Source organism: Bradyrhizobium sp. CCBAU 53421 (genome assembly GCF_015291625.1).
GTDB lineage: Bacteria > Pseudomonadota > Alphaproteobacteria > Rhizobiales > Xanthobacteraceae > Bradyrhizobium.
Map to the genome: position 1 here is coordinate 2261319 of NZ_CP030047.1, position 26743 is coordinate 2288061.

Annotated in this window: 22 protein-coding genes and 1 pseudogene; 17 read left to right on the forward strand and 6 right to left on the reverse strand. The window is 64.5% G+C overall.

The features are described from left to right. Positions 1-11: 11 nt before the first annotated feature. Positions 12-1274 carry a beta-ketoacyl-ACP synthase II gene (gene fabF, locus XH92_RS10735; protein WP_194459178.1) on the reverse strand — a complete coding sequence of 421 codons (1263 nt, stop codon included), beginning with the start codon at positions 1272-1274 and terminating at the stop codon, positions 12-14. Between the two features lie 288 nt (positions 1275-1562). Here fabF and XH92_RS10740 point away from each other — a divergent pair. The 3 genes and pseudogenes from XH92_RS10740 to XH92_RS10750 all read left to right on the forward strand — a co-directional run bounded on the left by XH92_RS10740 (position 1563) and on the right by XH92_RS10750 (position 7431). Further along, positions 1563-4345 (forward strand): annotated as a pseudogene (locus XH92_RS10740) (UPF0182 family protein). A gap of 768 nt (positions 4346-5113) precedes the next feature. Next, the gene (locus tag XH92_RS10745) at positions 5114-6745 is read left to right on the forward strand and encodes an adenylosuccinate synthetase (RefSeq protein ID WP_194459179.1); all 1632 of its coding nucleotides are present in this window, start codon (positions 5114-5116) and stop codon (positions 6743-6745) included. Continuing rightward, positions 6742-7431, forward strand: a complete 690-nt coding sequence (locus XH92_RS10750; RefSeq protein ID WP_246788365.1) for a hypothetical protein — start codon at positions 6742-6744, stop codon at positions 7429-7431. The genes XH92_RS10745 and XH92_RS10750 overlap by 4 nt, the downstream gene beginning before the upstream one ends. A 2-nt stretch (positions 7432-7433) precedes the next feature. Here XH92_RS10750 and XH92_RS10755 read toward each other — a convergent pair whose 3' ends face one another. Together XH92_RS10755 and XH92_RS10760 are read right to left on the reverse strand one after the other, a co-directional pair. Beyond that, positions 7434-8810, reverse strand: coding sequence for a hypothetical protein (locus XH92_RS10755; protein WP_194459180.1), 1377 nt, complete (start codon positions 8808-8810; stop codon positions 7434-7436). Between the two features lie 97 nt (positions 8811-8907). Next, a complete protein-coding gene (locus XH92_RS10760) occupies positions 8908-9525 on the reverse strand; it encodes a hypothetical protein (protein WP_194459181.1) in 618 nt (205 codons plus the stop codon). Between the two features lie 116 nt (positions 9526-9641). Here XH92_RS10760 and XH92_RS43815 point away from each other — a divergent pair, with 116 nt between their 5' ends. Next, a complete protein-coding gene (locus XH92_RS43815) occupies positions 9642-9977 on the forward strand; it encodes a helix-turn-helix domain-containing protein (protein ID WP_371818073.1) in 336 nt (111 codons plus the stop codon). A 45-nt stretch (positions 9978-10022) separates the two neighbouring features. Here the strand turns inward: XH92_RS43815 and XH92_RS10770 are convergent, their stop codons facing one another. Beyond that, a complete protein-coding gene (locus XH92_RS10770; protein ID WP_371817986.1) occupies positions 10023-10277 on the reverse strand; it encodes an HGGxSTG domain-containing protein in 255 nt (84 codons plus the stop codon). 8 nt (positions 10278-10285) lie between these two features. Continuing rightward, positions 10286-10945 carry a hypothetical protein gene (locus tag XH92_RS10775; protein ID WP_194459184.1) on the reverse strand — a complete coding sequence of 220 codons (660 nt, stop codon included), beginning with the start codon at positions 10943-10945 and terminating at the stop codon, positions 10286-10288. Between the two features lie 420 nt (positions 10946-11365). Here XH92_RS10775 and XH92_RS10780 point away from each other — a divergent pair, with 420 nt between their 5' ends. Next, positions 11366-13687: a molybdopterin guanine dinucleotide-containing S/N-oxide reductase gene (locus XH92_RS10780; RefSeq protein WP_194459185.1), complete on the forward strand. Its 2322-nt coding sequence runs from the start codon at positions 11366-11368 to the stop codon at positions 13685-13687. Between the two features lie 103 nt (positions 13688-13790). Next, positions 13791-14831, forward strand: coding sequence for an alpha/beta fold hydrolase (locus XH92_RS10785; RefSeq protein WP_194459186.1), 1041 nt, complete (start codon positions 13791-13793; stop codon positions 14829-14831). A gap of 10 nt (positions 14832-14841) precedes the next feature. Here the strand turns inward: XH92_RS10785 and XH92_RS10790 are convergent, their stop codons facing one another. After that, positions 14842-15354 carry a helix-turn-helix domain-containing protein gene (locus XH92_RS10790; RefSeq protein ID WP_194459187.1) on the reverse strand — a complete coding sequence of 171 codons (513 nt, stop codon included), beginning with the start codon at positions 15352-15354 and terminating at the stop codon, positions 14842-14844. Between the two features lie 206 nt (positions 15355-15560). Here XH92_RS10790 and XH92_RS10795 point away from each other — a divergent pair, with 206 nt between their 5' ends. From XH92_RS10795 to XH92_RS10845, 11 genes are read left to right on the forward strand one after another with little or no spacing between them, the layout of a single operon-like run. Further along, complete coding sequence (locus XH92_RS10795) at positions 15561-16199, forward strand: 2-hydroxychromene-2-carboxylate isomerase (RefSeq protein WP_194459188.1); 639 nt, start codon at positions 15561-15563, stop codon at positions 16197-16199. A 51-nt stretch (positions 16200-16250) separates the two neighbouring features. Beyond that, the gene (locus XH92_RS10800) at positions 16251-17798 is read left to right on the forward strand and encodes a class I adenylate-forming enzyme family protein (protein WP_246788366.1); all 1548 of its coding nucleotides are present in this window, start codon (positions 16251-16253) and stop codon (positions 17796-17798) included. 51 nt (positions 17799-17849) lie between these two features. Beyond that, positions 17850-18587, forward strand: coding sequence for an SDR family oxidoreductase (locus XH92_RS10805; RefSeq protein WP_092116714.1), 738 nt, complete (start codon positions 17850-17852; stop codon positions 18585-18587). Between the two features lie 12 nt (positions 18588-18599). Next, on the forward strand, positions 18600-19781 hold the full coding sequence (locus XH92_RS10810; protein WP_194459189.1) for an acyl-CoA dehydrogenase family protein: 1182 nt from the start codon (positions 18600-18602) through the stop codon (positions 19779-19781). Positions 19782-19801: 20 nt separating this feature from the next. Continuing rightward, complete coding sequence (locus XH92_RS10815) at positions 19802-20932, forward strand: acyl-CoA dehydrogenase family protein (RefSeq protein WP_194459190.1); 1131 nt, start codon at positions 19802-19804, stop codon at positions 20930-20932. A gap of 16 nt (positions 20933-20948) precedes the next feature. Next, the gene (locus tag XH92_RS10820; RefSeq protein WP_194459191.1) at positions 20949-22136 is read left to right on the forward strand and encodes an acetyl-CoA C-acyltransferase; all 1188 of its coding nucleotides are present in this window, start codon (positions 20949-20951) and stop codon (positions 22134-22136) included. 21 nt (positions 22137-22157) lie between these two features. Next, complete coding sequence (locus XH92_RS10825; protein WP_194459192.1) at positions 22158-23168, forward strand: nitronate monooxygenase family protein; 1011 nt, start codon at positions 22158-22160, stop codon at positions 23166-23168. Between the two features lie 12 nt (positions 23169-23180). After that, positions 23181-23954 (forward strand): enoyl-CoA hydratase-related protein, encoded by a 774-nt coding sequence (locus XH92_RS10830; protein ID WP_194459193.1) that lies wholly within the window; start codon positions 23181-23183, stop codon positions 23952-23954. Between the two features lie 41 nt (positions 23955-23995). Then, positions 23996-25156 carry an iron-containing alcohol dehydrogenase gene (locus XH92_RS10835; protein ID WP_194459194.1) on the forward strand — a complete coding sequence of 387 codons (1161 nt, stop codon included), beginning with the start codon at positions 23996-23998 and terminating at the stop codon, positions 25154-25156. 26 nt (positions 25157-25182) lie between these two features. Continuing rightward, the gene (locus XH92_RS10840) at positions 25183-25989 is read left to right on the forward strand and encodes a glutathione S-transferase (protein ID WP_194459195.1); all 807 of its coding nucleotides are present in this window, start codon (positions 25183-25185) and stop codon (positions 25987-25989) included. Positions 25990-26028: 39 nt separating this feature from the next. Further along, on the forward strand, positions 26029-26730 hold the full coding sequence (locus XH92_RS10845; RefSeq protein ID WP_194459196.1) for an SDR family NAD(P)-dependent oxidoreductase: 702 nt from the start codon (positions 26029-26031) through the stop codon (positions 26728-26730). The last annotated feature ends 13 nt before the right edge of the window (positions 26731-26743 follow it).

The window sequence follows — 26743 nt, forward strand, 5'->3', positions numbered from 1 at the left end:
GCGCAAGCGGATCACGTCCAGCGCCGAAACACCAGGCTGGCGTTGACGCCGCCGAATCCAAAGCCGTTCGAGATCGCGTGTTCGATTTCCATCGGCCGCGCGACGTTGGCGACGAGGTCGATGCCCGCGGCGGCCGGATCGGCGTTCTCCAGGTTGAGCGTCGGCGGCGCCACCTGGTCGCGCAGCGCCAGGATCGTGAAGATCGCCTCGACGCCGCCGGCAGCGCCAAGCAGATGTCCGGTCGCCGACTTGGTCGCGCTGACCGCAACGCGTCCCTCGCGCCCGAACACGCGCTTGATGGCGGCGAGTTCGGAGAGGTCGCCGACCGGCGTCGAGGTCGAATGCGCGTTGAGATGCTGGATCTCGCCGGGAGGCAGCCCGGCTTGCTGCAATGCCGCCTCCATGGCGCGGGCGGCACCGTCGCCGTCCTCGGGACCTGCGGTGATGTGATAGGCATCCGCCGTCGTGCCATAGCCGGTGATCTCGGCGATCGGCTGCGCGCCGCGCCGCAGCGCGTGCTCGAGCTCCTCGATCACGAGCACGCCCGCGCCTTCGCCCATCACGAAACCGTCGCGGTCGCGGTCGAACGGCCGCGACGCCCGCGCGGGCGTGTCGTTGAACGTCGTCGACAGCGCCCGCGCCGCCGCAAAGCCGCCGAGGGCTACCGGATCGATGCAGGCCTCCGCGCCGCCGCAGATCGCGACATCCGCTTCGCCCGACCTGATCAGGCGCGCGCCGTCGCCGATCGCCTGCACGCTCGCGGCGCACGCGGTCACCGGCGCGCCGATCGGCCCCTTGTAGCCGTAGCGGATGGAGATGTGCCCGGCCGCGAGATTGGCCAGGAAGGAGGGAATCGTGAACGGCGACAGCCGGCGCAGCCCGCTGGTCTCCGCGGTGCGCACGGCGTCCGCGATCGCGGGAAACCCGCCGATCCCGGATGCGATCACGGCCGCGGTGCGCGCCTGCGCATGCGCCTCGGCCGGCAGCCAGCCGGCCTGCGCCACGGCCTCGCTTGCTGCGAGCAGCGCGAGCAGGATGAACCGGTCCATCTTCTTCTGGTCCTTGCGCGGCGCCGCGAGATCCGGATCGAACCCGCCTTCGGCATCGGCGGCCTTGTCGGGCACCTGTCCCGCGACACGCCCCGGCAGCGCCGCCGCCCAATCCGGCAATGCAGCCAGCCCGGACTGCCCCGCCAGCAGCCTCGACCAGGCCAGTTCGGTGCCACAGCCCAGCGGGGACACCGTCCCCAGGCCCGTCACAACAATTCGCCGCATGGCTCTCCTGTCGCGCCCTTGGTGCGAACCGGCGTGGCCGGGACGCGACCGCCCGGGCGTCGGGCCTGTTTTATATGATATCCGTCATCTATTGTCTCGACCGGGCGGACGTCAAGGGATTGACTTCCCTCGCAGCGCTCCCTTCGTCCGGCGGTTGGGACGCGACCCTCGCGAGGCTGAAACGGGGGGCTCCCCAGGGAGCGCCAATCGTTCGCTATTTCCACGACGTCGTCAGCCCGACCCACGAATCAAGCGGCGGGCGCTGCTGATTTCCGCTATGATCAAGCCATGACGATCGGGATTACCGGACCCGGCCGGAAGGTACCACGGCAGAGTGGCGTGGTCAGGCTGGTCGTTGCGGCCTTCGTCATCGCGATTTGCCTGATCCTGCTTTCGCTCGCGAGCGACGTCCTGGTCGATTGGCTGTGGTTTTCCTCGATCGGCTACTTGCAGGTTTTTCTGACCGCGATCGGCGCCAAGGCGAGCGTCGTTTTCGCCGTCCTGGCAGCGACCGCCGTCGTCCTCGGGTTGAACGGCGTGCTGGCGGCGCGGTTTGCCATGCCGCAGCCGCGACAGAAGGCGGCCGCCCCGTGGCAGGTGGCCGGTGTTGCGCTGTCGCCCGATCCGTCCGCGATATTGCGCGAGCGACTGACCCGGCCGTGGTTCGTCGCGCTCGGTGCGGGTTTGCTCGCGGTGCCGGTCGCCGCGAGCGAAGCCGGCAACTGGAGCATCTTCCTGCAGTTTCTCTACCATGTGCCCTATGGCGCGGAGGATCCGCTCTACAACAAGGACATCGGCTTCTATCTTTTCGCGCTGCCCGCCTATCTCGCGATCAAGAACTGGATGCTGCTCGCCATCGTCCTCAGCGCGCTGTTTGCCGGCGCGATCTACTGGGCGCGCGGCGACATCGAGTACGACCTTCACAGCCGATCGATCTCGCCGACCGCGATCGCGCATGGCTCGGCGCTGGTCGGCCTGCTGTTCGCGGTGAAGGCCTGGTCCTATGGGCTCGACCGCTATCTCCTGCTCTACGGCGACAATGGCGTCGTGGTCGGGGCGAGCTACACCGATGTTCATCTGGGGCTGCCGGCGCTGTGGCTGATGATCGGGCTCTCGATCGTCGCGGCGCTCGTCGCATGGGCCAACCTGCGGGTCCGCACCTGGCGGCTTCTTGCCGCTGCCTTCATCCTGGTCGGCACAGGTTCGGTCGTGCTGTCGAGCATCGTGCCTTCGCTGTTCCGGCACTTCGTCGTCAAGCCGACGGAGTTGCAGCTGGAGAAGCCCTACATCGAACGCAACATCGCGCTCACGAGGCAGGCCTACAATCTCGACCGGATCGCAGCCAAGCCGTTTGCCGCCGAACAGCGGCTGACCTTCAAGACGCTGGAAGCGAACAAGGCGACCATCGACAACATCCGGCTCTGGGACTGGCTGCCGCTGTCGAATACCTACGCGCAGCTGCAGGAGATCCGCACCTACTACAAATTCCACGATCTCGACGTCGATCGCTATTGGCTCGACGGCGCCTATCAGAGCGTGATGCTCTCGGCCCGCGAGCTGCGGGCCTCGCTGTTGCCCGCGAATGCCCAGACCTGGGTCAACCGCCACGTGCTGTTCACGCACGGCAACGGCGCGGTGATGAGCCCGGTCACCCGCAAGAGCCCGGAAGGACTGCCGTTCTTCTATCTGCGCGATATTCCGCCGGTTGCCGACGGCGGTCCCAGGATCGACGAACCGCGCATCTATTTCGGCGAGGAGAGCGACGACTACGTCATCGTCAAGGCCAGCATCCCGGAGTTCGATTATCCGAAGGGGAAAGACAACGTCTATGCAGCCTATGACGGCAGCGGCGGCGTGCCGATCGGCGCATTGGGATGGCAAACGCTGTTCGCCTACTACTTCAACGACGCGAACCTGGTGCTCTCGAGCTACATCACGGCCGACAGCCGGATCGTGATCCGGCGCAACATCACCGAACGGGTGCGCACGATCGCGCCGTTCCTCAGGCTCGATCATGATCCTTATCTCGTCATCAGCAACGGGCGAATGTTCTGGATGCAGGATGCCTACACCACGAGCTCCTATTTCCCCTCGGCGCAGCCGGTGCCGGAGCTCGATCTCAACTACATCAGGAATTCGGTGAAAGTCGTCGTCGATGCCTATAACGGGACGGTCGACTTTTATCTGATCGACCCGCGCGATCCCATTGCAGCGACCTACCAGCGTATCTTTCCGAGCCTGTTCAAGCCGTTCACGGCCATGCCGGCGGATTTGCAGAAGCACATCCGCTATCCGGAGGATCTGTTCCTGATTCAGGCGCGGCTGTATCAGACCTACCACATGGAGCAGGCCGAAACGTTCTACAACCGCAGGACTTCTGGCAGTTTCCGCGCCAGCCGGGCGGCGACGGCACCTCGGTGATGACTCCCTATTACATCATCATGCGGCTGCCCGGCGAGCCGCAGGCCGAGTTCTTCCTGATGGTTCCGATGGTGCCGAGCCGTCGCGACAACATGATCGCGTGGCTCGCGGCGCGTTGCGACGCGCCCGACTACGGCAAGCTGATCGTCTACGAATTCCCTAAGGACAAGCTGGTCTACGGGCCGTTTCAGATCGAGGCGAGGATCAACCAGAATACCGAGATCTCGCAGCAGCTCACGCTGTGGAATCAGATGGGCTCGCGGGTGATACGCGGCGCGAACCTCCTGGTGATCCCGATCGAGAACTCGATCCTTTATGTCTCGCCGCTCTATATGCGCGCCGAGCTTGGCCACCTGCCGGAGCTGAAGCGCGTGATCGCAGCCTACGGCGAGCATGTCGTGATGAAGGAGACGCTCGCCGACGCCCTGGCTGCGCTGTTCGCAGAGCCCGGTGCGATGCCGGCGGTTTCAAACCCAACGGAAACGGTGCCCCCTGCGGGCGGCGCGGCGAGCCCAGCGCAGCAGGCGCTCGATCGCTACAATCAGGCGGTGGAGCGATTGAAGGCCGGAGACTGGAAAGGGTTCGGCACGCAGTTCGATGGCCTGCGCGAGCCGCTGGAGGAAATGAACCGACGCTCCGTCGGCCACTGAAGGCGCGGGGGTGGGGGGCTAATGAGGCCCGGAATGCCCCGCCAGCAGCCTCGACCACACCAGTTCGGTGCCACAGCCCCGCGGGGACACCGTCCCCAGGCCCGTCACGACAATTCGACGCATGGTGCTCCTGTTGCGCCCTCGGGTGAGCCGGCTTTGCCGGGACGAGAGACTGCCCGGGCGTCTAGAGGATGAAACAAGGGGCGTTTCCTCTACAGAGCGCTAGCGGCTCCGGAAGTGCTAATTGTTCAAAAACAATCTCGCAAATAGTGCCATCGCTAGCACTCGGTGGTGGCGGATAGAGGTAGTATTGATCCGCTCTGCGTTGTTGGGCCTCGATGTTGAGATCAGAGCGTCCCTGCTGCTGGTAAGCCGATACGCGGATGTAGGTGATCAAGGGGAGCGGCCGGGCGGTTGGGTTAAATAGAACGCCTCTCGGAATCCAGAGCTTCCGATTTGCATAACTAAGGTCGCACTTGTGCCCCTTGCGAGGGAGCTCTACATTCTACACCGTAGATTGCAGCGCTAGTCAGATTATCTTTTTGGTTGGGGTAAGGGGTTGTCCGGTCTGCGTATTCCTTCCGGCTATGCGGTATTGGCGATAGTCGCTTTGGTTATCGGCACTCCGATGATTCTCCAGAATCGACAGCTTTTCCCTCAGCTGCTCAGTTTGCAGTTGCGGTGACGGTGCATTTAGCTCCTAGCGGGCAAATTATTGCACCGTCACCGTAATTCCCTGCAGCGATAGAGGATCCAAGGTGAGATCGGATGAAGTACGTCATTGCAGTGTCGGGACCGGTCGCTGTTGGCAAGACCGCTCTAACCAAAGAAATCGAACACCGTTTCGCGACACATCGTATCTCGACACGCCAGTTCCTGCTCGCGGAGGGCGCGAGCGACGACCGCGCCTCGTTGATCGAGAAGGGAAAGGAATTGGACCAACTGACCGACGGCACTTGGGTGCGCGACAAGTGTGCTCCGATCGTCGCTCAGTATGGAGCGACCGTTGACGTCGTCCTAGTCGATGCCGTGCGAACCGAGCGCCAAGTGCATCATCTGCGGCAGGCATACGGTCGCCGGTTCGTCCATATCCATCTCACAGCCAATCCTGACACGGTCAGGAAACGGTACGAGAGCCGGGCGGCGGTCAGCGATACGGTTGCTTACGACGTGGTGCGAGCCGACTCCACTGAGAGCGGGGTGTGGCAGCTTGACAAAATCGCTGATCGTGTCGTGGTCAACGAGCGTTGCGAGCCTCCGTCGCTGCTGGCGCTGGCTATCTCAGGGCTGAGCTTATTTCCGTTGAGTTCGATCCCGCTCGTCGACGTGATCATCAGCGCTCAGTACGGTAGCGAGGGAAAAGGCCAAATCTGCGCTTATCTTGCTGAAGACTATTCCTACTTGGTACGGGTCGGAGGCCCGAATGCCGGACATCAGGTTGCCGACCCGAGATACAACTACCGTCAACTGCCTTCGGGCACTGGCTCCAATCCAGCTGCCAAGATTCTGATCGCCGCCGGTTCTACCATCCAGCCCGATCTAATCCTGAAGGAGATGAAGGATCTCGGCGTCGAGAAGCGCCGCATCATCATCGACGAACAGGCGTTAGTCATCGATCAATGGGACCGTGACTTCGAAGACAAGACGGGTGGTGTCGCAACTATCGGATCGACCAAGCAGGGCGCCGGTGCGGCTCTGGCGCGCAAGATCCTCAACCGGGGAAACACACCCGTCTTCGGCGGCCCTGTATGTCTCGCAAAGGATCATCCCGTTCTCCAACCCTATGTCGGTTCGGTTGCTCGCGAGCTTGAGGATGCTTACGCGGTTGGCGGCCGCGTGATGCTCGAAGGGACGCAAGGCACATGGCTAAGCCTGCACCATGGACAGTATCCCAACGTCACAGCGCGCGAAACGACGGCAGCGGGCTGTCTAGCCGATGCCGGCATCGCGCCCGCCCGCGCAAGGCGTATCGTGATGGTGACCAGACGCTATCCGATCCGCGTGGGAGGTAAATCCGGCCCGATGGGCGTCGCCGATCACACTGGCAAAGCCGAGGGCATCGAAATCGACTTCGAGACGGTCGCAGCACGCTCCGGATTGCCGATCGACGAAATCAAGCCAGCCGAACACGGCTCGGTCTCTCGAAACCTCCGTAGAATCGCGGAATTCGATTGGGAGCAAGTGCGTCGGTCGGCAGTTCTGAACGGCGCGACCGACGTCGCGCTGACTTTTTCTGACTATATTGCAGCATCGAACAGGCAAGCGACGCGCTTCGAACAGTTGACGGATGAGACGCGAGCATTCATCGCCGAGCTTGAGCGCGTCACGAACGCTCCCGTTTCGTTGATTTCTACGCGCTTCGACCGCTTTGGGGTAATTGATCGCAGGAGCTGGCGTTGAAAGAAGCGGACCTACTCGAGCAATTCCCGCGGCTCTGGCACATGGCGGAAGACGGCAGTTGGGACTCAATTAGGAAGCATGGCCTGTTGAGCACATCTAAATTGCTCGACCTGCACAAAGTAACTGGCGACGAACGCTTCGCCCTAGAATCCCAGAGACGACCGAAGTCGGTCAAGATCACCGCGAATGGCCGAGAAGTGGCCACAGTGCGCGACAACATACCGATGCGGGATTCGCAATTGGCCAAGTGCCTCGCGCCCAACATCACGCCCAAAGAATGGTTCGAACTCCTCAACAAGCGAGCGTTCTTCTGGCTTTCGCGCGATCGCTTGAGAACGCTATTGAACGCCAAGGCCTATCGAGGCCGACCGCAAACGGTCCTCACGGTCGATACTGCAAAGCTGGTGAACGCCCACCGCGACCGAATCCAGTTGAGTCCGATCAACAGCGGAGCCACATTGTATAATCCTCAACCCCGCGGCCATGACACCTTCAAGAGCATCGCCGACTATCCATTCGACGAACGCAGAAAGACCCGCAAGATAATGGATAGCATCGCTGAACTCGTGGTGATCGACGGCGTCCCAGACGTCAAGAACCATCTTGTTGCGGTGCACGCCGTGGACAAGGGTGTTGCAACGGAGCTGTGGCGCTGTCCTGGAACGGCTGAGGATGATGGTCCTTAGGGTCAGTTGGCGGAAGCCGGATCCGACGACGCGATGCGCGAAGGCCGGTTCATCTTCCTCAACAAGTCGGCGAAGTGACTGGTGAGGCCGATCTCTCCTCGGATTCGAACTCCGACATCGTCCGGCAGCGAGTGAAGGAGCCGTCGCAGCTCTTCCAGACCTTTGGATACCTCGAACACTTCCCAACGGGATGCCTCGCCGGGAACTAGGGTCGCTGCCACGCTCGACGTGCCGCCGCGATGCAACTGCACGATCCAAACCTTCGAACCATCATGAACCCACTCGAACCGTACGGGCCCGAGCTTGCGCATTGCGGAAAGGTACGTTTCGGCGACGTCCTCAAGGACAGATTCCGGCATCCTCTCGGGGCTTTTCTTTCCGAGCATGAAGGCGTCGCCCTCGCCGGCAACGCCTTCAAGGATTGGCTTGCCCTCGCTGTCGGTGATCGCAGCGCCGGAGAATCTTGCGTGCACGGCCGCCTGCGATAGAACGGAGGAGATCGATGTGCCTTGAGGATCTTCGGCCGCGAGAAGGTCGAATGGGTCGAGCCAGCCTTTCGCGGTGGTGAACCGACCCGGCTCCTGCTCGCGAGGACACGTGCGTGTCCAAACCTCATGGGAGCCAGTGTCTTGGCCGAACGAGAAGGGTTTGACCCGTCGAGAGATCACGGTGGTCCGCGGGACCCTGAGTCCCATCGCGTCCGCTATCATAAGGCCGAAGGCCTTGTCACCTATGTGTCGGCTGAACTTGTTCGGCCATGTCAATCTAGCCTGCGCCGGCGCGCGCGTCGATTTTTCATATTCCCACATCAACGTGTGGGTTCGTCGCCAGCCCCGGGGCTTCGGATGAATACTGAATTCGAGGCGTCCTCGGCCGGCATCGACTACTTCCGGCCGAAATCCGTAGACGGAGTTCAGAAGGGCGAGTCCCAAGTCGGTCGGCAGGGAAGCCGCGCCCTCCTTCTCGACGCAACGAGGTGTATCATCGGGCGCAAACTCGATCACGTCCCCTTGGATGACCCCGGAAACGCCCCCGTCGTTCACGTCAACGGTCTCGTTGGCTATGACGAACATCCCCTCCGAAAGAAGCCGCTCCAGCAGTGACGATGCCTCTTCGGACGATTTCAAGCCGTAGTGGAATTCGCGGCTCTGAGGGCTCTCGGGCGTGAAGCTTCGCAGGTTGATGCTGCGGTCCGAGCTCGAGGCGAGAAGCTCCACCAATGCGATGCGATTGTTGGCGAACCTATTGTTCGGATCGTAACCTGCTACGCGGCTGAACTGCTGCGCATTTTTGCCCGTATCAGGAGCGAAGCTCACGAACTGAGCGACGTTGCCGATGCGTGCGAGTTCGTCGAGCGATCGGTCCTTGCGAAAGGACATGTACTACCCCCGGAGATTGGAAATGCGCCATTTCCGCGTCCATGGCGTAGGCGAGGGATTCAGGAGAGTCCAGCAGATCGACCTCTTTTCCCCCTTTTCAACGCATTCCACTTCCGGGAGTAAAGGGGCTTGAAATCTCCGACGATTTGTCCCTTCGACGGTAGAGGGCGTCGAACCTCTGCAGGAATGCACGCTTGGCGTCGGTTGGAGAGAGGTTCCGGACGGTAATAGGAGCCGGATCGACGCGCTGTCCACGAATCCATCCGTCGGTGCCCTCCGGCATAATCTGCTTCTGCTCAGCGGCCAAGACCCTAAGGTCCGCTCTCTTCACTTCGGGCGGAAGCGGGTGGGTGATGCCAAAGCGATCGAAGATCGCTCCTTCCACTTCCTTCTCGATCCTTTTAAATTCCGGCAACATCTGCTTGAGAGGACGCGTCACGTCACCAAGAAAAGCTTCCGCCGCATCGTGCATCAGTGCCTCAAACTCGAAGCCCACCGCAGTCTCGCTGACGAGGAGGCTATGCTCCGCGACCGAGTAGAAGCTTCTGCACTGTCCGGCATACCGACATATGTGCGCCAAACCATGCGCGATGTCCTCGATGGTGAAGTCGCTTGCTTGAGGAGCGCAAAAGTCGAACCAAGCTCCACTTTGCAGCATGATGGTCGGTCCAACCCCGACTTTCACCGCGACAACTCCGTTCTTCTTCCAAGCCATTAGACCCTCCAATACTGGTTCCTTCGGTCCAAGTCCACTCAAGCGGTCGCGATCATCATGCTTGAGGTTTTCGCTTGAAAACACGCGCTCATAGCATTATGCAGATTTGCATGAAAATGACAAGCCAAGGGCAGAAATTATTCCGGAGGGACGTTGCCGCTCGGCTGTCCGCCAACGGTCTTACGATTTCTAGCATAGCGAGAAAATCAGGAGTTCATCAAAGTCAGGTTAGCCGCATTCTCGCTGGCAAGTTCACGACCGTCAGTTCAAATGTTATGCAGATTTGCATGACTTTAGGATTGAAGGTTGACGACTATCTGATGCCTGTTGTCCCCTCGAACGCCGATCGCGAACGCATACAGGAGGCGGCACTCTCGGCTTGGGACGGCTCTCCGGAAGATGCGCGCGCACTGAGTTCCCTTCTCCGAACTCTTTCCGGCTTTCGGAGGTAGTGTGTGGTGCCGTTACCGTGTTCATAGGCCGCCATGTCGCCGACATCACTCCATCTCCCTCAGCAGCCTCCGCACGCCCCCCAACAACGCCCGTATCTCCCTCCGCTCCTCAATCGCTTCCCTGGTGAACAGGCCGTGCTTGCGCGCGTTCCGGTTTGCCTTCGGCGCGCCGGATCCCTGTGCGCCGCCGTGCATGCGGCAGCGCGTCTTGCCGTGCACCGCCGGCGCGCGGCAGGCGCCGCCGGGCCGGGTCTTGGCGCCGCAGCGCGGGCTCGCCCGCATCGCCCCGGTGGTTCTCACGTGACCGCTCATGCCTGAGCGTTTTGCCCGGCGTCGGCGGCATCGTGCCGTCGCCTGGCGTCCGCGGGCCTCAGTGCCCGCGCTGCGGCGGCCGGGGGCTGGTCGGAGACGATCACGCTCGCATGCTGGGTGACGTTGCCGACGATGGCGTTGCCGCCGTCCTCCACCTTCACGTTCTGCACAGTGATGGCGGGCTCGCGCTGGCTGCGGTAGCGGGTCAGCGCGTCGATCTGGGCGGGGAAGGTGCGGGTGAGCCGGCCGAGCGCCCGCGCGGCGCTGTCGTGCTGGGCGAGGTCGTCGGCATGCGCGAGGTGATGGGCGCAGCGCATCGCCATCACATGCACCGACACCATCTGCGCCACCAGCATGGCCTCGACGGAATCCCGCGGGCCAATGCTCTTCACCATCGAGATCATGAAGGCGAGGTTGACCTCGCAGGGCTTGCCGCCGCTCACGCTGGCCTTGACCAGTTGCCGCAGGATGCCGTCCATCGCGTCGCGATCGGCGGCCCCCAGCGCGTTCGCCATCAGCGCTTCGCCGAGCTTCCGGTCGGGGTGGTCGATGGCGTATCCGCGCCGCGAGAGTTTTATCCGCGGCGTCGCGGTGGCCTGGCTCAGGCCGGGGGCGGCGGGCATCGTCGGCAAGGTGATGTCAGGTGCAGTCGTCATGTCGATGGTCCTTGGGGCGCGCGCGGCACGCGCGCAGGCGATCGCTCGCTGCGGGTGCCGGTACGATGTCGATGGTGGGGAGGGGTTTCGGGCGCAGGCGCAAACGTCGCACCCGTTGTTGCGGGCGAGGTGGCGCTTGCACGATTTCGGAATATTGGAAAAATACCCCTGAGTTGCCCGACGTGTCAAGACGCGCTGTCGAGCGCCTGATACCGCCGGCTACTGTGCATGGGGTTGTTTTCGATATTTTGGTTGACGCGCCGCTGCGGCGGGGAGTTCCGCCACCGTCAGCCGCAGTCATGCCGGCAAGGCACGGGGCGATAACCGGCCGGCGGGTATCGCGTGCGGACTGGATCATTATACTGGCCGGCACGTTGCGACCGAGGCGCGGCCTGACCGTCGGCCTGCGGAGGAGATGAGATGAGCGAAACCATTGGCTACCCCGATCCCGGCCTCGATCTGTCCGATGGTTTCAAGCCGCATACCTCGCATTGGGGCGTGTTCTCGGCGCGGCTCGGCAAACAGGGTCTCGAAGTCCGGCCCTATGGCGGAGATCCCGATCCGAACGGCATCATCAACAACTTCCCCGGCGCGCTGCGCCACCAGGCACGCATCGCCCAGCCTGCGATCCGCCGTGGCTGGCTCGAGCGTGGGCCGGGTCCCGACGATCGCCGCGGCCGCGACGAGTTCGTCTCGGTGAGCTGGGAGCAGGCGCTTGATCTGCTCGGCGGCGAGCTCGCGCGCATCCGCGACACGATCGGCCCCGGCGCGGTGTTCGGCGGCTCCTATGGCTGGTCGAGCGCGGGCCGCTTCCACCACGCGCAGAGCCAGGTGCACCGCTTCCTCAACATCGCGCTCGGCGGCTATGTCCGCTCGGTGAACACCTATTCCTCGGGCGCGTCCTCGGTGCTGCTGCCGCAGATCCTCGCCGGCTACGAGGACATCACCAAGCGCAACGTCACCTGGGAGCAGATCGCGGCTGAAACCGACATCGTGCTGGCGTTCGGCGGCATGGCGCTGAAGAACTCGATGGTCGCCGGCGGCTCGATCAGCAAGCATGTCGAGCGCGGCGCGATGGAAGCGGCGCAGCGGCGCGGCTGCCAATTCATCCTGGTCAGCCCGCTGCGCGACGATCTGCCGGTCGAGGCCGGCGCCGAATGGCTGACGGCCACCCCCGGCACCGACACCGCGCTGATGCTCGGCATCGTCCACACGCTGGTCAGCGAAGGCCTGCACGATCAGGCCTTCCTCGATCGCTACACCGAGGGCTGGCCGGTGTTTTTGCGCTATCTGACCGGCGAGGCCGACGGCGTGCCGAAGAGCGCCGAATGGGCCGCGGCGATCTGCGGCATCGATGCCGGCACCATCACGACGCTGGCGCGGCGGCTCGCCGGGCGGCGTTCGCTGATCACCGTCTCGCATTCGTTGCAGCGCGCCGAGCATGGCGAGCAGCCGGTGTGGATGGGCATGGTGCTGGCGGCAGCGCTCGGCCAGATCGGGCTGCCCGGCGGCGGCTACGCCTATTCGCTCGGCGCGATCGGCTACTACGGCCGCCGCGTCAACGCGGTGCCGGGGCCGACGCTGGGGCAGGGCCGCAACGGCGTCGCCGACTTCATTCCGGTGGCGCGCATCGCCGACATGCTGCTCAATCCCGGCACGACCTATCGCTACAATGGCGAGACGCGGACCTATCCGGATATCCGCCTGGTCTATTGGGCCGGCGGCAATCCGTTCCACCATCACCAGGACCTCAACCGCCTGCGCAAGGCGTTTGCGCGGCTCGACACGCTTGTGGTGCATGAGCTGGCCTGGACCGCGACCGCGCGCCACGCCGACATCGTGCTGCCCTCGACCATGACGCTGGAGCGCGAGGACATCGGCTATTCCAGCAACGATCCCTTGATGGTCGCGATGCACCGGATCGCCGAGCCGTTCGGCCTCGCCCGTGACGACTACGAGATCTTCGCCGATCTCGCCGAGCGGCTGGGCGCCCGCGAGCCCTTCACCGAAGGGCGCACCTCGCGCGAGTGGCTGGAGCATCTCTATGAGCCGACCCGCAAGGCGCTCGCCGCGCGCGGGCTCGAGGCCCCTGACTTCGAGGAATTCTGGGCGCGCGGCAGCCTGGTCGTGCCGCAGCATCTCGACGACGGCGGCTCGCTGCGCCGCTTCCGCGAGGATCCGGTCGCGCGGCCGCTGCCGACGCCGAGCGGCCGCATCGAGATCTTCTCGCAGAAGATCGCTGGCCACGGCGATGCGGATTGTCCGGGCCATCCGGTCTGGCTCGAGAAATCAGACACGCCGAAACCTGGCTCGCCGTGCTTCCTCGTCGCCAACCAGCCGGTGACGCGCCTGCACAGCCAGCTCGATTTCGGCGGCCACTCGCTCGACGCCAAGCATCGCGGCCGCGAGGTCGCGCGCATGAACCCGCGCGATGCCAAGGCGCGTGGCATCACTGAGGGCGACATCATCCGCATCTTCAACGCGCGCGGTGCTTGTCTGGCCGCGGTGCATGTCACCGACGGCATCGCGCCCGGCGTGGTGCAGCTGCCGACCGGCGCCTGGTACGACCCGATGGATCCCGAGGAGGAAGCGCCGCTCTGCGTGCACGGCAATCCGAACGTGCTGACCCGCGACATCGGCACGTCATCTTTCGCGCAGGGCTGCACCGGCCAGCTCACGACCGTCGAGGTGGAGCGGTTCAACGGCAATCTGCCGCCGATCCGGGCGTTCGATCCGGCGTAATTTCACCGGGGATCACGAATAAATCATCGCTGTAGCGCTGGATGGCGTCCGATCGTTCGGCTACGGCATCACCAAGTCGTCCTCGAGTTCTGGATTTGCCAAGATGCACCTGAAAGCCCTGTTTCTCGCCGTCGCTGCAACCGTCGCGCTCGGTTCGTCCAACGCATCGGCGCAATCGGCCGCCGAGCCGGCCTACGGGCCGGAATTGCAGGGTTTCGACTATCCCTATCCGGTCGAGCACTACCGCTTCAGCTCGCAGGGGCAGGAGCTCGACATGGCCTATCTCGACGTCAGGCCGGCGACGCCGAACGGGCAGACCGCGGTGCTGCTGCACGGCAAGAATTTCTGTGCCGCGACCTGGGACGGCACCATCAAGGCGCTCAGCGGCGCCGGCTATCGCGTCATCGCGCTGGATCAAATCGGGTTCTGCAAATCCAGCAAGCCGGAGCGCTATCAGTTCACCTTCCAGCAGCTCGCCGGCAACAGCCGCGCGCTGCTGGCTTCACTCGGGATCGAACATTCGATCATGGTCGGCCACTCCACCGGCGGGATGCTGGCGATGCGCTACGCGCTGATGTATCCGGAGGCCACCGACCGCCTGGTGCTGGTCGATCCGATCGGGCTCGAGGACTGGAAGGCCAAGGGCGTGCCGTGGCTCAGCCTCGACGGCTGGATGCAGCGCGAGACCCGCGTCACCGCCGACAGCATCCGCGCCTATGAGCGCGCGACTTACTATGCCGACACCTGGGATCCGTCCTACGAGACCTGGGTGCAGATGCTGGCCGGCATGTATCGCGGAGAGGGCCGCGCCGCCGTGGCGTCGAGCTCGGCGCGGCTCTACGACATGATCGCGACCCAGCCGGTGTTCTACGAATTCGAGCAGATCAAGCCGCCGACCTCGCTGTTCGTCGGCGACAAGGACACCACCGCGATCGCCAAGGACACCGCGCCGCCGGAGATCCGCAAGACGCTCGGCAATTATCCGGTGCTGGGCAAGGAAGCCGCCAGGCGAATTCCGCATATCCAGCTGATCGAATTCCCCGATCTCGGCCATTCGCCGCAGATCCAGGCGCCGGCCCGCTTCCACGAGGCATTGCTCGGCTGGCTGCAGCATCCGGAAACCGGCGCGACGCTGATCAAATAGGTCCGGGTATCTAGGTCGATTCAGCGGCGCGCTTGGCGCGCTCCCGCGCGCTGGCGTGCACCGGCGACGATTTCCGGGCGCCGGGGCCCGGATGCACATGGACGTGCTTCGCGCTCAGCGGCTCGCCGCATTCCGAGCAGACCATGACAGGGTCGAACATCTTCCCGCAGGTCTTGTGTTCGTGCAGCAACGGCCGGCCGCGCGCATCGACCATGTGGATGTTGCCCCAGTGCACGATCGACATGATGATCGGATAGAGGTCGAGACCCTTCTGCGTCAGGATGTATTCGTAGCGCTTCGGCGCCTCCTGATAGGGGATCTTGCGCAGCACGCCGAAGCGCACCAGCTTCTTCAGCCGATCGGCGAGCAGATGGCGGGTGATTCCAAGCGATGCCTGGAAATCATCGAACCTGCGGATGCGCAGGAAACATTCGCGCAGGATCAACAGGCTCCAGCGGTCGCCGATCACGGCCACTGTGCGTGCCAGCGAGCACGGCTCCTCCTCGAGGGCATCCCATTTCATCAGCGTCTCCTGCGGTCTTCGACGGCATCGCACTAAAATTCTAAAACAGAACTGACGTTATTTCAATAGGATGCCTACGCATTGGCCGTCGTTCGGCCATTAGATGATAAATATCATATTGACAGTTCTAAAATAGAACTTATGGTTCGTCGACGATGAACCGGCGGCGACAGGCGATTGCCGCCAATCGAAGGGAAGGGCATTCCATGGCTGCTCCACTCAAGGTCGAATTCCACTTCGATTTCGGAAGTCCCAACGCCTATCTCGCCGAGCTCGCGCTGCCCGGGATCGAGAAGCGCACCGGAGTGAAGTTCGACTATGTCCCGGTGCTGCTCGGCGGCGTCTACAAGGCGACCGGCAACATGTCGCCCGGCGAGTCGCTGCGCGGGATCAAGAACAAGCCCGAATACAACGCGCTCGAGACCGAGCGCTTCCTGCGCCGCCACAACATCACGAAGTTCACCATGAACCCGTTCTTTCCGGTCAACACGCTGGCGCTGATGCGCGGCGCGGTGGCCGCACAGTTCGAAGGCGTGTTCGAGCCCTATTTCCGGGCGGCCTACAACCACATGTGGGTCGAGCCGAAGAAGATGGACGACCCGCAGGTGTTCCGCGAGGCGTTCCTGTCCTCGGGTCTCGACATCGACCGTCTGATCGCCCGCGCCCAGCAGGATGACGTCAAGAAGAAGCTGATCGACAACACCAGCGACGCGGTCGCGCGCGGCTCGTTCGGCTCGCCGACCTTCTATGTCGGCAACGAGATCTTCTTCGGCAAGGACAAGGTGCGCGAGGTCGAGGAAGAGATCGTCGCGCAGCTGGCTGCCGGGCAGCGCAAGACCGCCTGAGCGGAAGACCTCAACACAACAAGCCCGAAGGGTAGCGACAGGGAGGTTTCAGTGCAGGCGCCGATCCGAATTATCGAAGGAAGTGTGGAAGGCTTGCCGAACCGCATCCACGAGGTGATCGACCATCACGTCGTGGCGACGCCGGATCATCCGGCGCTGATCGACGACAACGGACAGCTGACCTATCGCGAGCTCGATCGAACGGTCGGCCGCGTCGCCGAGGCGTTGCAGGCGCTGGGCATCCGCGCCGGCGACCGCATGATGATCGTGAGCGAGAATTCGATTCCGCTGGCCTGCCTGCTGCTGGCGGCGAGCCGGCTCGATGTCTGGTCGATCGTGGTCAATCCGCGGCTGTCGCCGCGGGAGCTGGATCAGATCAGGGATCACAGCGGCGCCCGCCGCGTGTTGCTGACCGCTGACGTGTCGCAGGAAGCAGCCACCCATGCTGGGCGTTATGAGGCTGCCGTGCAGGATGTCGGGCCGCTCCGTGGCGTCGCCGTCACGGGCCTTAATCTGGCGACCGTGGCCGAGCCGGTCGCGGCCGATGGCGCCAACCAGGTGGCGGTCCTCATCTACACCTCCGGCACCACGGGCACGCCGAAGGGCGTGATGCTGACCCATCGCAATCTCCTGTTCAGCGCCCGGGGCACCGCGGGCTTCCGCAAGATGGCGGCCGACGACGTGCAGTATTGCGTGCTTCCGATCTCGCATATCGTCGGCATCTCGCTGCTGACGATGACCTTGATGGTCGGCGCCACCGTGCGCCTGGTCGCGAAGTACGATCCGGCCGCGTTGATCAAGGCGATGGCCGAAGAGGGCATCACGATCCTGAACGGCGTGCCCGCCACCTATCAGCGGCTGCTCGAATACCGCCGCAACGCCGGCCTGCCGAAGCTCGATCGCGGCCGGTTGCGGGTGATCTCGGTGGCCGGTGCGCCGCTCGATCTCGAACTCAAATCCCGGGTCGAGCAGGAACTCGGCCTGCCGCTGCTCAACGGCTATGGCATCACCGAATGCTCGCCCGGCATCTCCGGCGTGCGGCCCGACAACCCGCGGGCCGACCACGCGGTCGGCAGCGTGATGCCGGGCCTCGAGGCAAAACTGGTCAGCCGCGACCTCAAGCCGGTTGCACCCGGCGAAGTCGGCGAGCTGCATGTGCGCGGCCCCAACGTGATGCGCGGCTATTACCGCGCGCCCGATCTGACCGCCAAGGCGATCGACCCCGACGGCTGGTTCAACACCGGCGATCTGGCCCGCTTCGAGGATGACGTCCTCTACATCGTCGGGCGCACCAAGGAGATGATCATCCGCTCGGGATTCAACGTGTATCCGGCCGAGATCGAGGCGGTGCTGAGTACGCATGATGCAGTTGTGCAGTGCGCCGTGGTCGGTCGGCCGGTCGAAGGCAATGAGGAGGTCGTCGCCTTCGTGCAGCTGATCAAGGGTTCGACCGCCACCGTGCAGGACCTGATGGCTCATATTGCTCCGCAACTCACCTCGTACAAGCGCCCGTCCGAGATTATCCTGATGGACGCGCTGCCCGCGACATCGACGGGCAAGCTGCTGAAGCACAAGCTGGCGGAGTCGCTGCGCAGCTGAGGCTGCGCCGTCACCGCAAGCCAGTTCACTCAAACACGACCGGAGTACACCATGCAGAAGAGAAACAAGACGGTGGCCGTCATTGGTGCCGGTGATTTCATCGGCGGCGAGATCGCCAAGAAGTTCGCCTCCGAGGGCTTCACCGTCTTCGCCGGCCGGCGCAACGGCGACAAGCTCGCGCCGTTGGTCAAGGAGATCGAGGCGGCCGGCGGCGAAATCCACGCCCGTTCGCTCGACGCGCGCAAGGAGGAGGAGATCATCTCCTTCCTCAACGACGCCGACAAGCACGCGCCGCTCGAGGTCTGCATCTTCAACATCGGCGCCAACGTCAATTTCCCGATCCTGGAGACTACCGAGCGCGTGTTCCGCAAGGTCTGGGAGATGGCCTGCTACTCCGGCTTCCTCGCGGGGCGCGAGGCGGCGCGGCTGATGACGGCGCGCGGCGAGGGCAACATCTTCTTCACCGGCGCGACCGCATCGCTGCGCGGCGGCAGCGGCTATGCCGCCTTTGCCAGCGCCAAGTTCGGCCTCCGCGCCGTGGCGCAGGCGATGGCGCGTGAACTCGGTCCGAAGAACATCCATGTCGCGCATCTGATCATCGATTCCGGCGTCGATACCGAATGGGTGCGGCAGCGCCGCATCGAGGCGCTCGGTCCGAACGCGCTCGACAATCCCGACCTGCTGATGCCGCCCGCTTCGGTCGCGACGTCCTACTGGCAGCTCTACCAGCAGCCGAAGAGCGCCTGGACCTTCGAGCTGGAAATCCGCCCCTTCGGCGAGAAGTGGTAGGGAGCATCACAGATGGAGCTCGCGCTATCCCCTGAAGACGCGGCGTTTCGCGACGAAGTCCGCGCCTTCATCAAGGACAACTATCCGGCGGAGATGCGCGTCCCCAATCCGGAGACCGATCTCTCCAAGGAGCAGATGCTGCTGTGGCATCGGATCCTGCACAACAAGGGCTGGATCGCGCCACTCTGGCCCAAGGAATATGGCGGGCCCGGCTGGTCGATAACCCGCCGCTTCATCTTCGAGCAGGAGACGACGCGCGCCGGCACGATGCCGCCGCTGGCATTCAGCGTCACCATGGTCGGTCCCGTCATCTACACGTTCGGCAACGATGCGCAGAAGAAGAAGTTCTTGCCGCGCATCCTGTCCGGCGAGGATTGGTGGTGCCAGGGTTATTCGGAGCCGGGCTCCGGCTCCGATCTCGCCACCGTCCGCACCAAGGCGGTGCGCGACGGCGACCACTACCTCGTCAACGGGCACAAGACCTGGACCACGCTGGCGCAGCACGCCGACTGGATCTTCTGCCTGGTCCGTACCGATCCCACGGCCAAGCCGCAATCCGGCATCTCGTTCCTGCTGATCGACATGAAGTCGCCGGGCGTGACGGTGCGCCCGATCATCACCATCGACGGCTCGCACGAGGTCAACGACGTCTTCCTGGAGAACGTCCGCGTGCCCGCCGAGAACTTGATCGGTGAGGAGAACAAGGGCTGGACCTACGCCAAATTCCTGCTCGGCAATGAGCGCACCAGCATGGCCGGCATCGGCCGCTCGACGCGCTACATCGAGCGGCTGAAGAAGATCGTCAGGGCCGAGATTCCCGAGGACGATCCGGCGCATCTGGAATTCATCAGGGATATCGCCCGCGTCGAGCTCGACGTGCTGGCGCTGGAGGCGACCGAGCTGCGCGTCGTCGCCCAGATGGCGCGCGGCATCGACCCGGGGCCAGCGGCCTCGCTGTTCAAGATCCGCGGCACCGAGATCTTCCAGGATATCACCGAGCTGACGCATCGGGCGATCGGCAATTACGGCCTTGCGATCCGCGAACATCCGGTCAGCGCCAATCACTTCATGCCGGGCCCGGACTACGGCCACACGGCGTCGGAGAAATATCTCAATTCGCGCAAGCTCTCGATCTACGGGGGATCGAACGAGATCCAGCGCAACATCATCGCCAAGGCGGTGCTTGGTCTCTAGCCACAAGCAACGAGGATCGGATGGATATCCAGTTCACGGAAGAGCAGGAATTGTTGCGGTCCAGCGTCCAGCGGCTGCTGCGCGACCAGTATGATTTTGACGCCCGCCGCAAGATCGTCGCGAGCGAGGAGGGACCTAGCCGCAAGCATTGGGCTGAGTTCGCCGAGCTTGGCCTGCTCGCCGCGCCGTTCTCGGAGGCCGCCGGCGGGCTCGGCGGCGGTCCGCTGTCGACCATGATCATCATGCAGGAGTTCGGCCGCCATCTCGTGGTCGAGCCGTTCGTCGAGACTGTTGTCGTTGCCGGTGGCCTGATCGAGCAGGTGGGTTCCGGCGCGCAAAAGCAAGCCTTCATTGCCGACATCATCGCGGGATCGAAGCTGTGGGCGCTGGCCTGGACCGAGAAGGGCTCGCGGTTCGATCTTGCTACCGTTACCACCACGGCGCGCCGCGACGGTGACGGCTACGTCCTCACCGGCGAGAAGACGGCCGTGATGGCCGCGCCGTGGGCGGATTATCTGATCGTCTCCGCGCGCACCTCAGGCCATCGCCACGATCGCGGCGGCGTCAGCCTGTTCGTGGTCGATCGCCGCGCCGCCAATCTCGATCTGCAGAGCTTCAGGACCATCGACGGCCGCCGGGCGGCCGAGATTAGCCTACGCGGCGTGCGCGGAGAGCTGCTCGGCAGGGAAGGGGAGGGCGTCGCTGCGCTGGAGGCCTGCCGCAACCGGGCGATCGGCGCGCTCTGCGCCGAGGCGGTCGGCGCGATCGGCGAGTTGAACGACGCGACGCTCGACTACTCCAAGACGCGCAAGCAGTTCGGCGTCACGATCGGCAGCTTCCAGGTGCTGCAGCACCGGATGGTCGACATGTTCATCGCGCATCAGGAGGCGCTGTCCCTGATGCAGCATCTCAGCCTCAGTCTCAGCGACGACGAGGCCGGCGTCTCCCGGCTGGCCTCGGGCGCCAAGTCCAAGATCGGCTATGCCGGCAAGTTCGTGGCCGACCAGGCGGTGCAGCTGCACGGCGGCATGGGCATGACCGACGAGCTCAATGTCGGCCACTACTTCAAGCGGATTTCCTCCATCAACATCCAGTTCGGCGATCCCGCCTACCACGTGCTGCGCTACGCGCAGCTCGACGCGGCCGCCTAAGCCAGAGAGGCAAAGCATGTCACAGGATGCAGTCATCGTTTCCACCGCGCGCACCGGCGTCGGCAAGGCCTATCGCGGCGCGCTCAACAACACCGACGGCCCGACCCTGGCCGGCCATGTGATGGCCGAAGCCGTCAAGCGCGCCGGCATCGCGCCGGGCGAGGTCGAGGACGTGGTGATGGGCTGCGCCATGCAGCAGGGCACCATGGTGATGAACGTCGCGCGCAAGGGCGCGATCCGCGCCGGGCTTCCGGTCACGGTTGCCGGCACCACCATCGACCGGCAATGCGCCTCCGGCCTGCAGGCGATCGCGGTCGCCGCGCGCTCGGTGATATCAGATGGCGTCGAGATCGCGATCGGCGGCGGCATCGAGTCGATCAGCCTGGTGCAGAACGAGCACATGAACAGATTTCATGCCGTCGACGACGAGCTGATGGCGATGAAGCCCGAGATGTACATGTCGATGCTGGAGACGGCGGAGGTCGTCGCCGAGCGCTACGGCATCGGCCGCGACAAGCAGGACGAGTACAGTCTAGAGTGCCAGCGCCGCGTCGGCGCCGCGTTGCAGGGCGGCCGCTTCAACGACGAGATCATTCCGATCACGACCAAGATGGCCGTGGTCAACAAGGACACCAAGGAAGTCAGCTTCCAGCAGGTGACGCTGGCCAAGGACGAAGGTCCACGTCCGGACACCACGGCGGACGGCCTCGCCAAGATCAAGCCGGTGTTCGAGGGCAAGACCATCAGCGCCGGCAATGCCAGCCAGCTCTCGGACGGCGCCTCGGCCTGCGTGATCATGAGCGATAAGATCGCCGCGCAGAAGGGCTTGAAGCCGCTCGGCATCTTCCGCGGCTTTGTCGCGGCCGGCGTCGAGCCGGACGAGATGGGCGTCGGCCCGGTCGCCGCGATCCCGCGGCTGCTGAAGCGGCATAACCTCAAGATCGACGACATCGATCTCTGGGAGCTCAACGAGGCCTACGCGGTGCAGGTGATCTATTGCCGCGACAAGCTCGGCATCGATCCGGACAAGCTCAACGTCAACGGCGGCTCGATCGCGATCGGCCATCCCTATGGCATGACCGGCGCGCGGCTCACCGGCCACCTCCTGATCGAGGGCCGCCGGCGCAAGGCGAAATACGGCGTCGTGACCATGTGCATCGGCGGCGGCATGGGCGCCGCCGGCCTATTCGAAATCGTCCACTGATCGGCAACGCGGGAGAGACTTGTGAAGACAGCAATCACCGAACTGTTCGGCATCCAGCATCCGATCATCCAGGGCGGCATGCACTATGTCGGCTTCGCCGAGATGGCGGCCGCGGTGTCCAACGCCGGCGGCCTCGGCATTATCACCGGCCTGACCCAGCGGACGCCGGAGCTGCTGGCGAAGGAAATCGCCCGTTGCCGCGACATGACCGACAAGCCGATCGGCGTGAACCTCACCTTCCTGCCGAGCTTCACCGCGCCGCCCTATCCGGAATACATCGCTGCTATCCGCGAGGGCGGCGTCAAGGCGGTGGAGACCGCGGGCCGCAGCCCGGAGCAGTACATGCCGGCGCTGAAGGCGGCCGGCATCAAGGTGATCCACAAATGCACCTCGGTGCGGCATTCGCTGAAGGCCGAGAAGATCGGCTGCGATGCGGTCAGCGTCGACGGCTTCGAGTGCGGCGGCCACCCCGGCGAGGATGATATCCCGAACATGATCCTGCTGCCGCGTGCGGCGGACGAATTGAAGATCCCGTTCGTCGCCTCGGGCGGCATGGCGGATGCGCGCAGCCTCGTCGCCGCGCTGTCGATGGGCGCGTCCGGCATGAACATGGGCACCCGCTTCATCGCGACCAAGGAAGCCCCGGTCCATGCCAATGTGAAGCAGGCGTTGCTCGATGCCGACGAGCTCGACACCCGCCTCGTGATGCGCGCGCTGCGCAACACCGAGCGGGTGCTGAAGAACAAGGGCGTCGACGAGCTGCTCGAGATCGAGCGCGAGAGGGGCGCCAGGCTGAAGATCGAGGACATCCACGAGCAGGTCGCCGGCGTCTACCCGAAGGTGATGATCGAGGGCGAGATGGATGCCGGCGCCTGGAGCTGCGGCATGGTGGTCGGCCTGATCAACGACATTCCGACCGTCAAGGAGCTGATCGACCGCATCATGACCGAAGCCGAAGCCATCATCCGGCAGCGGCTGACCGGCTTCCTCGACGGCAAGTTTGCAACCACGGCGGCCCGCGCGGTCGCCTGACGGGAGAGTGCCATGACCGAGCATGTCAAGGTGGAAGTCGCCGCCGGCGTCATGACGCTGACGTTGCAACGGCCCGAGAAGAAGAACGCCCTGACCGCCGCGATGTATGACGCGATGTCGAATGCTCTGAAGCAGGCCGAGGCGGATCCGTCCGTCCGCGTGATCCTGTTCCAGGGCGACGGCGACAGCTTCACCGCGGGCAACGACCTGGCCGATTTCGCGAGCCAGGCGCGCGGCGAGAGCGCGGTCGATAGTCCCGCGCATCGCTTCATTGAGACCATCAGCAAGGTCGGCAAGCCGCTGGTCGCGGCCGTGCAGGGCAACGCGGTCGGCGTCGGAACCACCATGCTGCTGCATTGTGACCTGGTCTATCTCGCCGAGAACGCGCGGCTGATTACGCCGTTCGTCAATCTGGCGCTGGTGCCGGAAGCCGCATCGAGCTGGCTGCTGCCCCTGAGGATCGGGCATGCGCGCGCCTACGCGATGTTCGCGCTCGGCGAGCCGATGGACGCGCAGGGCGCGCTGGCATCGGGCCTCGCCAATGCCGTGGTGCCGCAGGCCGATCTGCGCAAGAAGGCGCACGACGCGGCGGTCGCATTGACCAAACGGCCGGCCGGCTCGCTCGGCATGACCAAGCAGCTGATGCGCGAGCAGCAGCGGATCGCGGCGCAGATCGCCGCGGAAGGCGTGCTGTTCAAGCAACGGCTGACGACGCCGGAAGCGCGCGAGGCCTTTGCCGCGTTCGCCGAACGGCGTCAGCCGGATTTCACCAAGCTGTCGGCCTGACCGGCGGCGTAATTCACGGACACATCGAGGGAGTGAAAAGCATGGGCGTCGTCGGCAGCCATCATTATCCCAGCATGGAATCCGTGATCTACGGCAAGCCGGCAGCCGAGGCGCTGCGTGAGGAGGCCGAGCGGCTCGGCGCGAAGCGGGTCTATCTGATCGCCAGCCGGACGCTGAACACCACGACCGACGAGATCGAGAAGATCCGCAAGGCGCTCGGCGATCGCCATGTCGCGACCTTCGACGGCGTGCCGCAGCACACGACGCGGGATATCGTGACGCAGATCGCGCGGCAGGCCAGCGAAGCCAAGGCGGACCTCGTCGTCGCCATCGGCGGCGGCTCGGTGGTCGATGCGGCGAAGATCGTGTTGATGTGCATGGAGCACGAGATCTTCGAGCCCGCCGGGCTCGACGGTTTCGAGACCACGCCGGACCGCCGCTTCGGACCCTTCCGCAACCCGAAGGTCCGGATGATCGCGATCCCCAGCACGCTGTCGGGCGGCGAGTACAATTCCGGCGCACTGGTCACCGACACCAGCCGCAAGCTGAAGCAGATATTCAATCACCCGATGATGATGCCGCGCAGCATCATCCTCGATCCCGCGATCACGAAGTATACGCCGGAGAAGCTCTGGCTGGGGTCAGGGACGCGCGCGATGGATCACGGCATCGAGGCGATCTGCTCCAGCCGCCCCAACGTGCTGGTCGATGCGGTGTGCCAGCAGGGACTGCGCTATCTGCATCACGGGCTGCTGCGCACCAAGGCCAATCCCGACGACGAGGCGGCGCGGCTGAGTTGCCAATTGGGCTCCTGGCTGTCGGCCTTCGGATTGCAGTCGCGGGTGCCGATGGGTGCCAGCCACGCCATCGGCCATGTGCTCGGCGGCACCTGCGACGTTCCGCACTACTTCTGCACGGCGGTGATGATGCCGAGCGTGCTGCGCTACAACCGTCCCGCGACGGAAACCGCTCAGCAGGCGATCGCCGCCGCGCTCGGCGCGCCGGGCCGTGACGCCAGCGAGGCGTTCGCCGCCTTCATCGCGGAGCTCGGCCTGCCGCGGCGGCTTGCCGATGTCGGTGTCGCTGAGGACCGCTTCGAGCTGATCGGCAAGAACGCGATGCTGTCGATCTTCACCCGCGCCAATCCGCAGCCGATCCGCGAGCCCGGCGACGTCGTCAAGATCCTGAAGCTGGCCGCCTGAGGCAACAGCACACGGAGCAGCCCATCATGGCCGCCTTGCGCATCTTCTCCTATCTGCCGAACCCGCGGGTCTGGAAGGCAACCATCGCGGCGCGGTTCTGCGGCGTCGACGTCGAGGTCAGGGGCGCATCCGGCAAGGAATTGCGCGACTGGCTGTGGGACTACGATGCCCGTCCGCTCGCGGAGGACGAACGCGCCTCGCTGTCGTCGCTGGCGCGCACCGGCCGGGTCGGACTGACCGGCGCACAGCTGTTCAAGACCGACGGGTTCATGGCGGCGCAGCCGTTCGGCAATGTGCCGGCCGCGTTCGGCGCCGACGGCGAGGTCGGTATCTTCGAATCGAACAGCATCATGCGCGCAGCGGCGCGGCTCGGCGAGGCGGCGTTCCCGCTCTATGGACGTGATGCCTATGAGGCGTCCAGGATCGACAGCTTCCTCGACGTCAGCCTGGTGTTTGCGCGGGACACGCAGATCTATCTGCTCGCGCTGTCGGGCGGTACGGTCGATGCGGCGATTCATGCCCGCGCCAAGGACGCGTTTGCGATCTATGCCTCCGGGATTGAGCAGGCGCTGGCACCACGACGAGAGGCGCTGGTCGGGAACGGCATCTCGATCGCGGACATCTGCCTGGCCGCCGAACTCGCGCTGTTCATGAACGAGCACGGGCGGGCCGAGCAACTGCGCAGGCAGGGGCTGGAGAGAATCCTGCACCCGGGGGTAAGGGACGAGTATCCGCTGATGTTTGCTCACTTCGCCAGGCTGGTCGAGCACGAGCATTTCAGGCCGGACCTCAAGCCTTACGTCGAGAAGCTGCTGGCGAAGGCGGCCGCCTGATCTCGAGAACTATTGGCTGCAATGCGGAGGATTGACTGCATGACCGCACCCGTCTGTCTGATCTCCGGCGTTGGGCCCGGCACCGGTTCGGCGCTCGCCAGGAGGTTCGCTGAAGGCGGCTATCGGGTCGCGCTGCTCGCCAGGAACGAGGAGCGTCTCGCCGCGCTGGAGAAGCAGCTGCCGGGTGCCAAGGCCTACCGATGCGATGTGTCCGATCCCGCGCAGGTCGAGGCGGTGGCTTCGGCCGTGGAGCGCGATCTCGGCAGCCCCGGCGTTGTGATCCACAACGCGGTCGGCGGCGCGTTCGGCACCTTTCGCGAGGTCGATCCTCAGATTCTCAATCGCAACTTCCAGGTCAACACGATGGGCCTGTTGTACCTGGCGCGGCGGCTTGCCCCGGCGATGATCGCTGCCGGCAAGGGCGCCATCGTTGCGACCGGCAACACGTCGGCGTTGCGCGGCAAGGCCGGCTTCGCGGGGTTCGCGCCGACCAAGGCGGCGCAGCGTATCCTGGCCGAGGCGATGGCGCGCGACCTCGGGCCGCAAGGCGTCCACGTCGCCTATCTCGTGATCGATGCGGTGATCGATCTGGAATGGACGCGCAAGCGCTGGCCGGAGCGGCCGGACGACTTCTTCATCAAGCCGAAGGCGATCGCCGACGAGGTCTGGCACGTCGCCCATCAGGACCGCAGCGCGTGGTCGTTCAATGTCGAGATCAGGCCGTTCGGCGAAGCCTGGTAGGCGGTCGCCGGAG